A 9,385-nucleotide genomic window follows, 5' to 3' on the forward strand; every position below is an offset into this window, starting at 1 on the left:
GCTCAGGCGTCCGTCACGCCTTCCCTCCCCGCTCCCTCTCTCCTTCATCGGCGCATCGGGCCGAGCCCTGGTCAGCCTGCCTTGCCGTCGCGGAACGCGCCGACCACGGTGCCCGCGTCCCAGTGACCGCTGAGGATACCGCGACGCGGGACCGAGTTGATCGCATAGCGCCGCGCCGCGAGGAGGCGGGCACGCCGGGTGTCGCGGTCGATCGGCGCGCCGGTTGCGATATCGCGGGCGAGGCGAAGCGGCGTCATGGCTTTTCCTCATCGATTGTGCCGGGGATGGCAACATGGTCGGTGACGCCCGTTCCCGAAGGATCGAGCGCGATAATTTCGGCGAGCGTCCAGGGGGCTGCGCGGCGCGGGCGACGCGAGAAGCGAAGCTCGTGCTTTTCGGCATATTTGTGGACCGCTGGATATTTGCGGCCGATCGCTGCCGCAACATCAGGCAGCGCGACGCCGAAGTCGTGCGCGATGCGCAGCGCCCGGATCTCCTCTTCGGTCCATTTCCGGTGATAGCCGTGGACAAGGCCGAGGATGTTCGCGCGCGTGAACAGCGAAGCCTTGGTGCGACCCATCTTCGTCGCCAGGGCGTCCATCGGCATCGTGCCGTAAAGGTCGCGCAGCCTTTCCAGATCATTGTCGCTCCACACCGGCCCGCCCCGGAACCCGTCGCGGTTGGCATGTGTGCCGCGCAACCCGAGATAGTCGGCGCGCCAGCGGATAGAGCATTTCGTGCGGCCGAGCCTAGTCGTGAGCGGGGTCAGGCTTGCCCCGTCGGCATAGGCGCGGATGAGCAGTGTGTCTTCGTCAGGGGTCCAGTTGCGGCCCCATCCCCGTCCATAGCCGAGCTTGCGCAGGTGCGGCCCGAAGCCAGCCTTGGTCCTGCGCGGAAAGCCCTCTGTGGCGAGAATGTCGATGATCGCGATATAACGAAGCCCCTCCCCGGCCAGCGTCAGCGCCCGCGTCGCCTCGGCCTCGGTCCAGTCAGCGGGCTTGTTGGGATGGCGCAAACCGAGCGCGTTGGCACGGGTCGCGGTGCCGGACAGCGGGCGTCCGATCAGCGTGGCGATCTGTGCGATCGGGATCGCCTGCGCGTAGCCGGCGCGCAGCTGGGCATCCTCCCAGTCGCTCCATTTTGGAGGATTTCCTTCGGTCAGCCCGAGCACGCCCGCGCGGGCATAGACGCTGGTGCAGGCGCGGCCGAGATCTCCAGCGAGATCGGCCGTGGGGCGAAGGCCATATTCGCGGGTGAGCCATGCGTCTTCGTCGGTCGACCACGGACGCGACGAATTGCGGCGCAGGCCCAGTTTGGCGATCTTGTCGCGCACGCCGGCGCGGCCGCGACCGAGCGCGGCGACGATGTCGTCGATCGCGGCGTCGTCGCAGAACATGCGTTCGACCGTGGCGATCTCGTCGGGGGTCCAGGCATCGTGCCGGAACGGCATCTCGCGCAGGCGCCCGCACGGCTCGGGCAGCTTCGGACACGCGACCAGCTCGACGATATCGGGCGCGAGGTCGGTCACAGCGACACCACGGCGACGTCGCTCAGCCGCGCGCGCAGCCGTGCATGCAGGCGGGCGATGCGGTCGTCGCCCTTGGGCATGGTGTCGACCGCGGCGATCGCCGACAGGAGGTTGAGCGCGCGGTCGGTGCGCTCGGCGTCGAGCGACAGGTGCCGTGCGAGGTCGCGCGCGGTGCTGGCGTTGGGGGAGATGCGCTTCAGCGCGTCCATGATCGCGGCCGCGTCGGTCGCAGCGGGATCGAGCAGGAACGCGTCGAGCGCGCGCGTGCCCTTGAGGGCGATGGCGGGGCCGTGGTCCGCGACCTCGGCCAGGCCCGCGAGATCGAGCAGCTTCGCCGCCTCGTCGGCATCGACGGACGCGGCGGCACGCAGTTCCGGGGTCTTGCCGAGATGTTCGGTGATGGTGGGATCGATATGCGCCAGCACCGGGGTTGCCGACAGCGCCGGACCCATCGCGAAGAAATCGCCGGGGGCGAGGTTGCGCAGCAGGTCGGCGTCACGCGCGGGAAAGCCGAGCAGGTCGGCCGCGCGCGCGATGTCGCGGTCGAAGACGTTGAGCCCGACCAGCACGTTCTGCAGCTCGGACACGACCGAGGTGGAGAGCTTCGCGAGGCGCTGGGTGGCGATGACGGGGGCGAGACCGCGCTTGCGGCCGCGCGCGCACAGGTCGGTCAGGGTGGCGACGCCGAGCCGGCGGGCATCGGCATCGAGCGCGGAACCGGCGACATGCGGTGCGAGCAGATGGCCCTCGTCGATGCACACCAGCATGGTATGCGCCCAGTCCTCGCGCGGTGCGCCGACCAGGCCGGCAAAGAACGCGGCTGCCTTGATGATCCGCTGGTCGGGATCGAGGTCGGTGAGGTCGATGTGCATCGACAGCCGATGTCGCCGGCTGCGCGTCGCCGCGGCCGTCAGCCCGTCGGCGGTGAGTTCGACCGCGCGGATCGTGGTCGCGCCGATATGGCGGGCGAGGTTCTCGAATTCCCCCTCGGGGTCGACGATCGCAAGCGTCGTATAGTCGAACGCCTCCTCGATGATCCGGCGCAAGGTCCTGCTCTTGCCCGCCCCGGAGCTGCCCTGGATGAGCAGGCGTCCGGCAAGCAGGCGATCGAGGTCGAGGCTGAGCGTGCCGGTCGAATGATGGCCGAGCGGTACGCGATTGTCCGCGGCCTCGGGCGCGCGAATCGGGGTGACACAGGTCATGGCGTGGTCCTCCGGGTCAGGCGGCGTCGGCATCAGGGGGCGCCGGATCGTTGGCTGGGATGGCGGGAGCGTCGGGATCGGGAGCGGGCGCACCATCGAGCGTCCGCCATTCGAGCATGTCGTCGCTTTCGCGCTCGCAGTCCTGGCAGGTGGTGGAATCGTAGGTGCTGAGCAGCACCCAGGCCTGTTCGGGCTCATCCCAGGCCGCGACGGCGTCCTTGGTGACGTTGTCGCTGCCGCAGTCGTCGCACACCGGCTTGACCCGGGAGGCGGCAGGCGAGCACAAGCGATCCCCGGTGCAGATCGACCAGTCACCGTAGAATTTGCCGTCGTAGGGCAAGCAGTCGCCGGCGAGCTGAATGGCGTGTTCGCCGTAGCCGTCGTGGAAATGAATTTCCGTATCCGGGAAGAACTTTTCCAGGATCGCCTCCGCGCCGCGGATCTTCACCTCGCTGCCGTAGGTGGTATGGACATAGTCGAGCGGGCCGATCGCGGGGCCTTCGCAGCCCCAGTCTTCGACGTCCTCGTCGGGCGTGGCGCGGCCGTGGAACAGATAGAGATAGACGCTCATCGTGGCGGTCCTTTCAGGCGCTGGGGAGGAGGTGCGCGAGCGCGCTCGCGTCGACCTGCTTGGAGATCGGTGCGGTGCTCTCGACGCGGACCGCGTCCAGGCTCTCGAACGTCTCGGGCATCTGCCGGCGTTCGTAGCGGTCCTTGTCGACGAGACCGTGGATCGGCTCGCCTTCGTGGCGCGCGAAGCCGAGCGCATCGACGCTGACAACGCGGCGGAAGACGCAGCCGACCTTGCTCTCGGGCACCCAGTCCGCCCAGGAACCCGACGCCGAGACACTCTCATACTGGCCGATGATCGCCTGATAGGCGGCGCGGCGGCGAACGACGTGGCTGTCGTGGACCGGCACGTCCTCGCCGGTCAGCGCGGTCCAGCGGTCGGGATGCCAGCAGCGCACCGACCGGCGCGCGTTCTCGACCTGCAGCGCGATGCCGGGGATGGGTAAGCGGCGAAACTCGCTGCCGAAGGCGTAGAGTACCAGCGCGTAATCGACGTCTTCCTCATAAAACGGATCGTCGCGGCGCAGCGCGTCGGGCATCGCGGACTGGCGTTCGTCCGACAGGACATAGCCGCCATGGCTGGGCGTCCACACGCGCCAGATGCCGGGCAGCACCTGGTCGGCGCGATCGGGCGTGTCCCAAGGGGTCGTGTCGGGTCGGGGGCTGGGCTTGAACCGGGTCATCTGTCATCTCCCTCATGGATCTGACAGCTATCCCTCCCCCTCCTCTACCGGGCGAAGAGGCGTCCCGGTCTCCTCGCCGGCGGCCGAGGGCCGTTCAATGCTCGACGACGCGATAGTTGCCGAGGTCCGCCCGGATGCCGAGCGCATCGATCATGGTCGCCGGCTCGAAGCCGCTTTCGCGGTACCGTTCGGCCGCGAGCGATCTGGCACGGTCGAGACAGGCCTGGTCGCGCCACTCGACGATGGTCACGATGTTATAGCCGCCCGGGCCGCTTTCCTGCGTGAGGATGAGGTTCTGGATGCAGCCCTCCATATCGTCGAGAAAGGCATGCGTCTCGGTAAGCTTCGCGACGAAGGCGTCGATGCTGGCGGCAGGGACGGCGAACTTGTCGACCTTGTAGACGGAGCTGGTCAGGCGTTCTCTCCCGGATGCGAAGGATCGGACCGGGGGCACCCGGTCCGGCATGGTGGTCAGGCGGGTTTGCTGCCGGGCGTGCCGCACTTGGCGAACTTGCCTTTGGCATCCTTGCAGCGCGTGGGCTTGGCGGGCTTCTCGGGACATTTGGCGAAGCGGCCCTTGGCATCCTTGCAGGGGGCGGCAAGTGCCGGGACACCAGCGAGAAGTGAAAGCGCGGCAGTAGCGGCGACGATTGTGCGCATCCCTAATCTCCTGCCCGGTGATCGGGCTCGAAAGGAGTATCCGGGAGAACAGCGGTACGCCAGCCATTACGGAACCGTGGCTGGTGGGTACTGGTTTTCACCCATCAACATATCGCTCAAACGAGTTCGATCATGGGTGAAGCAACCGACAAGGTGAACGCTGCGGGCAACAAGCTGGCCGGCAACGTCATGGAAGGGATCGGCAAGGCGACCGACAACGCGAGCCTCGAAGCGGAGGGCAAGGCCCAGAAGCTGAAGGGGTCCGCTCAGGACGTAAAGGGCTCGGTCAAGGGCGCGCTCGGCGACAACATCTGACCGCAGATTCCGGTGTGAAGACGAGGGCCGTTTCGGGAAACCGGGGCGGCCTTTTCGGTATCAGCCGATATGAAGCTGATCGAGAACGGCGCTTTCCAGATTATCGCCTTCGAGATCCTCGGCATGGATCGTCACGACGGGCGCGATCTCACGCAGCTTTTCGACCTGGCGCAGCTTCAGCCCCAGCGCATCGGGATTGTCGCCGGTGACGACTTCCAGCGCCGCCTCGATCACCTCGCCGGTGGTGAAGTCCCGCAGGTCCAGGATGAGGTCGGGGCGGACGTCGCCGATCGACGTCGCGATGTCGAACAGGAGGCGCTTGAATCCGACGCCGATGCCGCGCCGGCGAAGCCGGTACTGGAGATCGAGCAGGCCGACGATCGTCTTGCGTTCGGCGAGATTGTGGATCGCGACGAAATTGGCGGGGCGCGCGATCGGCTGCGCATAGGCGCGCAGGCACGCATAGCCCTCGCGCGGGTTGTGCTCGCCGACGACGGCCAGGACCAGATACGGCGGTCCGATGTGGCGCTGGTGGACGCCGATGTGGCGGATGCGGTTCTTGACGATCAGCTCGCGCCCTTCGGCAAGCGTGATGGTCGAGCCGGAGACGTCGATCGCATACAGGAGGAGGAAGGCCTGCGGGGCGTGCTCGCTCGGCCATTTCTTCGCCGCCTCGCGCAGTTTCGCGAACACGACGCCGCGTTCATAGGGGTCGATATGGGTGTAGAGATGGCGCGCGAGCGGGATGCCCGGTGCGATCTGGACCCGCTCGGCCGCGGCGCGCATCGCCGCGAACTCGCTCGCCATCGATGTCGTGCGCGGCTCGCCGACCTCGAGTGGTTCGACGACGTTGACCTGCGCCATTTCCATCAACTGCCACAGCAGGCGCGCGAGGCGCGGGATCGCGACGCCGCGGGTGCGATCGTCGGGTTCGCTGTCATCAGGGAGCTGCGCCAGCTTCTCGGGGGCGAGCCGGTGCGCCGAGAACAGCCCGTCGGGCTCGTTGATCGTGCGCGGGGTGGTGGTCGCCTTCTCGCGGATGCGGGGCGGCGCCTGCTCCCGGAAGAACGGGCAGTCGACGTCATGTTCGGGGCGACGCTGGCGGATGCTGGTGAGCCGGCGCAGGTAATAGGTTTCGGCTTCGGAGAGATAGGCCGGCGAGAGTAGCGGCGGGTCCGTCCCCTCCCCCAGGCAGTCGCAGGCTATCCACTGGTGATGATCGCGTGCCTTGACCACCATGATGACCGAGGCGCGGTGATCGCTGTCCTCGCCTTCGCCTGTGTACCAGCGCACCAGCGCCTCGCGCACCACGTCGGGTACGGGCGAGCGCAGGGTAAGACCCCGGGTATCGCGTGGGACGAGCCACATGGTGGTGAAGCTACTCCATAATGCTTGCCTTGTCGCCTTTGTTCACGTTACGTTCAATGAACAAAGGAGCTGGCCATGAAGCGTTCGGAATTTATCGGAGAGTTCGACCTCGATGCGGTGCTCACCGAATTGTCGGTCGATCTGGATATTCGCGTTACCCGGCGCATGCTCGCGGGGGCGTGCATCGGCAGCAATCCGGAGGATGCGTATCTCTCGGCGCGCGAGTTGCGGGAATCGCTCGAATGGATCCACGAGGGCGAGAACGAGGGCAAGGTCAAGCTGACCACGATCCTCAGCACCGCGTGCGACGATTTCCAGCGGTGCCTCTATTATTGCGTCGCCGGCAAGGGCGTCGTGACCATGCTCGACGATCTCGTCTGGCTGGAGAAGCTGCTGGAGGCGCGCGGTCGCATCGCCGGGCACATCTATCGCAACAAGCTGCCGGTGAAGCCGCTGGTCAATCCGTATGTCGCGGCCGAGCCGGATGGTCCGTTGGGCCGCTTCGACCCCGCGTTCGCGATCGGCGCGTCCTGGTCGCATGACCCGGGACCCGATTACGATTCCGACGATCGTGGCCCCGGTCCGAAGCTCAAGGGCTGACGACAAAAAGAAAAGGCGGTTCGGCAAGGGAGCATGCCGGACCGCCTCTTCCAGGGGGGGATATCAGTAACGCGCCTCGCACGCGAGCCGTTCCCCGCGCCGCCAGCGCGCCGGATCGATGAATTCTCCCGCATAGGCGCCGCGGCCCGCTGATCGCGCCTGTTCGGCCGCAGCGACATAGCGCGCGGCGCGCTGCGGATCGCCGCGCAGATATTGCGTCGCCGGCACCGCCAGACCCTGGAGGATCAGTTGCTCGCCCAGGTCGTAGCCGTCGACCGTGACGATGGCGATCGGACGGCCGTAGCTGCTCGCGCCGGTCATGCGGATCGTGGCGACACTGCTCTTGAGGATACGCGAGGCGGAATCCTGCGCGAACTTGCCGCACGGATAGCAGGCACCGTCCTTCGAGCACATCTGCTTGCGCTCGAAGGCGTCGGCCCCCGACAGGCGGAAATCGACCGAGACCGTGTCGCCGTCGATCGCCCGCCCCTCGCCGGTGATCGTCGCCCCGTCGCGGCCTTGGGGTTCCCCTGCCCCGCAGGCGGCGAGCGCGGCGATGCCGAGGAGCAGGGCGCCCCTCATGCGTAGCGCAATTCGACTTCGACGTTCGGTCCGTCGACGATGACCGGGAGGACGCGGAAGGGTTGCAGCGGATCGCCGGTGCGCACGATCGAGACCTGGCGTGCGCCGGCATCGAACATCCGCATGGCGACGCGCTGGGCATGGGCGCGGCTGCAGAGCTGCGACCGCTTCGGGCTGGGTGTGACGGGCGGATACGGGGCGGACATGGCGATGATCCTGACGTGGGGGATGTCGGCGATCAACCGAACACCGTCTTGTGGACGCGAGTTTCGGGCTTGGGCGGCACGAGTGTCCACGCCCATTTGCGAAGGTTGCCGATCCGATATTTCGGGTAGCTGTTGCCGGGGATCGCGAGCGAGATCTTGCGGCCGCGCTTGTGGACGATGAACTCGTCTCCCTCATAGCCGTCAACGAAGGTGACCTTGCTCGGCAAGCGGATGTGCATGCCGTGTTCGAGCGGGCGTACCGGGGTCGCGAGCCGCTCGAGGCAGCGTCGGCGCCAGTCGAGCGCACCGGGATCGTCGGTATCGCCGAGCAGCGAGAGGATGCGCTCGGGGCATTCGGCCTCGCATGGCCCGGCGTGTTCGGTCAGTCGGGTAGGATTGGTGCTGCTCATGGAGTCAGCCCTGATCCCCCCGCCGAACCGCACGTGCAGCTTTCACCGCATGCGGCTCTCCACTGTGACGAACCATCACTTTGCCGTAGATCGGGCAGGCGGCCTCTGTGAGTATCCCAGTGGCATTGCTCGCACAGGACCACCGTCCTGCGGGCGCGTGCCACCTTCATTCTCACGACAAAACCGCGGTGCGAAACATCGGCCATCCCCCGGATATGGTGCACCTGACACGGAACATCGGATCGACCGCAAGCCTCGCATTGCTTGGCATTCTGACGATCAACCCAGTCCGTACGTGAGTGGGTGAACACCTGCGTCCAAGGCTGGATATCAATCCTGGACGAGGTGGCCGGATCACGTTTCAGATGAGCCAGTTTCCAGACTTTGACCGATCGGGGCTGGCCATCGACGTCGTAGCCGATGGTGAATTCCTGCCCCGTCCTCATGCGGGCCACGACCGCTCGCACATTGGTTTTGTGCTTGCTGGCCAAGGTCTTGAACAAGCTCCACCGCTGGAGAAACTCAAGCCTGTTCAGCTTGAAGCTCACATCCTTGGCGAGAGCATAGTAGTTCGCAAAACCCCGCAATTCGGCGTTGTAAGCTAGGACGATCTCAACGTCGCTGCAGCTGAGCAGCAGGCTACGATGACGCGGCTTCAACACCGACAGATCACCATAACCTTTTGCAGAAGCGAACGCGTGGACCTTCTCCCAAGGGACATGCAGCTGCATCACTTCCGACGGCGGCCTACGAAGGAAGCTGACGGAACCTTGTCGGCTCCGGACAACCCGTTGGCGTGTCGTATATGTGCGGACCTCATATCCAAGGAAGGCGGCTCCATCGCTCGCCTTGCGGATACCGCTTTTCTCCTCGGACACCGTGAGCGCCAGCGCCTCGGTCAGGAATGCCCTGACTTCGGCGAACACGCTTCGTGCATCCTCCTTGCTACCGATAACCCCAATCATGAAGTCGTCCGCGTAGCGACAGTAACGAAGTCGGCGATAACCGGGGTCCATCGCGTCTCTCGACGGGATGGACCGCTTTTGCGGCAGTAAGGTTTGGATTTTGGCCAAGGAGGCCGCAACCTTCACCTCGTCGACATTGTCTTTGGCCCGCAGCATGGGGTCAGGACATAGAACATGGGGTAATCGCGGATCGTACTGAACCCTTTTACGACTTGGACGGGCGATATCGGTGCCATCAAAGTTCGGCGCTAAGATGAAGCGCTGGTTGGGGAAGTAGCCCTGATCCTGCCTATGAC

14 protein-coding genes are annotated in these 9,385 nt (G+C 66.0%); 2 read left to right on the top strand and 12 right to left on the bottom strand.

All coding sequences use genetic code 11. The features are described 5' to 3' along the window. Positions 1-71: 71 nt before the first annotated feature. From MF610_RS18340 to MF610_RS18370, 7 genes are all read right to left on the bottom strand, one after another. The gene (locus tag MF610_RS18340; RefSeq protein WP_024310655.1) at positions 72-257 is read right to left on the bottom strand and encodes a hypothetical protein; all 186 of its coding nucleotides are present in this window, start codon (positions 255-257) and stop codon (positions 72-74) included. Next, positions 254-1,528: a hypothetical protein gene (locus MF610_RS18345; protein ID WP_024310654.1), complete on the bottom strand. Its 1,275-nt coding sequence runs from the start codon at positions 1,526-1,528 to the stop codon at positions 254-256. Before MF610_RS18345 ends, MF610_RS18340 begins: the two co-directional genes overlap by 4 nt. Next, positions 1,525-2,730, bottom strand: coding sequence for a helicase HerA domain-containing protein (locus MF610_RS18350; protein WP_010408937.1), 1,206 nt, complete (start codon positions 2,728-2,730; stop codon positions 1,525-1,527). The genes MF610_RS18345 and MF610_RS18350 overlap by 4 nt, the downstream gene beginning before the upstream one ends. 16 nt (positions 2,731-2,746) lie before the next feature. Then, positions 2,747-3,301, bottom strand: a complete 555-nt coding sequence (locus MF610_RS18355) for a hypothetical protein (protein WP_242201758.1) — start codon at positions 3,299-3,301, stop codon at positions 2,747-2,749. 13 nt (positions 3,302-3,314) lie between these two features. Next, the gene (locus MF610_RS18360) at positions 3,315-3,983 is read right to left on the bottom strand and encodes a DUF7007 domain-containing protein (RefSeq protein WP_242201760.1); all 669 of its coding nucleotides are present in this window, start codon (positions 3,981-3,983) and stop codon (positions 3,315-3,317) included. A gap of 94 nt (positions 3,984-4,077) precedes the next feature. Further along, on the bottom strand, positions 4,078-4,485 hold the full coding sequence (locus MF610_RS18365) for an antibiotic biosynthesis monooxygenase (RefSeq protein ID WP_196803788.1): 408 nt from the start codon (positions 4,483-4,485) through the stop codon (positions 4,078-4,080). Continuing rightward, positions 4,455-4,643, bottom strand: a complete 189-nt coding sequence (locus MF610_RS18370) for a hypothetical protein (RefSeq protein ID WP_242201761.1) — start codon at positions 4,641-4,643, stop codon at positions 4,455-4,457. Before MF610_RS18370 ends, MF610_RS18365 begins: the two co-directional genes overlap by 31 nt. A gap of 132 nt (positions 4,644-4,775) precedes the next feature. On the opposite strand from MF610_RS18370, the gene MF610_RS18375 reads away from it, so the two are divergent. Then, positions 4,776-4,958 (top strand): CsbD family protein, encoded by a 183-nt coding sequence (locus MF610_RS18375; RefSeq protein WP_024310649.1) that lies wholly within the window; start codon positions 4,776-4,778, stop codon positions 4,956-4,958. Positions 4,959-5,018: 60 nt separating this feature from the next. Here the strand turns inward: MF610_RS18375 and MF610_RS18380 are convergent, their stop codons facing one another. Next, entirely contained in the window at positions 5,019-6,326 is a 1,308-nt protein-coding gene (locus MF610_RS18380; RefSeq protein ID WP_242201763.1) for a hypothetical protein, read from the bottom strand. A gap of 75 nt (positions 6,327-6,401) precedes the next feature. Here MF610_RS18380 and MF610_RS18385 point away from each other — a divergent pair, with 75 nt between their 5' ends. Further along, the gene (locus tag MF610_RS18385) at positions 6,402-6,926 is read left to right on the top strand and encodes a hypothetical protein (RefSeq protein WP_016510268.1); all 525 of its coding nucleotides are present in this window, start codon (positions 6,402-6,404) and stop codon (positions 6,924-6,926) included. Positions 6,927-6,989: 63 nt separating this feature from the next. On the opposite strand, the gene MF610_RS18390 is transcribed toward MF610_RS18385, so the two are convergent. From MF610_RS18390 to MF610_RS18405, 4 genes are all read right to left on the bottom strand, one after another. Continuing rightward, positions 6,990-7,508 carry a thermonuclease family protein gene (locus tag MF610_RS18390; RefSeq protein ID WP_037447358.1) on the bottom strand — a complete coding sequence of 173 codons (519 nt, stop codon included), beginning with the start codon at positions 7,506-7,508 and terminating at the stop codon, positions 6,990-6,992. After that, positions 7,505-7,750: a hypothetical protein gene (locus tag MF610_RS18395; protein ID WP_079247040.1), complete on the bottom strand. Its 246-nt coding sequence runs from the start codon at positions 7,748-7,750 to the stop codon at positions 7,505-7,507. Before MF610_RS18395 ends, MF610_RS18390 begins: the two co-directional genes overlap by 4 nt. Further along, positions 7,747-8,124 carry a DUF6927 domain-containing protein gene (locus MF610_RS18400; protein WP_024310644.1) on the bottom strand — a complete coding sequence of 126 codons (378 nt, stop codon included), beginning with the start codon at positions 8,122-8,124 and terminating at the stop codon, positions 7,747-7,749. Before MF610_RS18400 ends, MF610_RS18395 begins: the two co-directional genes overlap by 4 nt. Further along, positions 8,121-9,385 (bottom strand): group II intron reverse transcriptase/maturase (locus tag MF610_RS18405; protein WP_339328552.1); only part of this gene is annotated, 1,265 nt, incomplete at its 5' end. The genes MF610_RS18405 and MF610_RS18400, both read right to left, overlap by 4 nt.

Source organism: Sphingomonas hankookensis, from assembly GCF_022664465.1.
Lineage (GTDB): Bacteria > Pseudomonadota > Alphaproteobacteria > Sphingomonadales > Sphingomonadaceae > Sphingomonas > Sphingomonas hankookensis.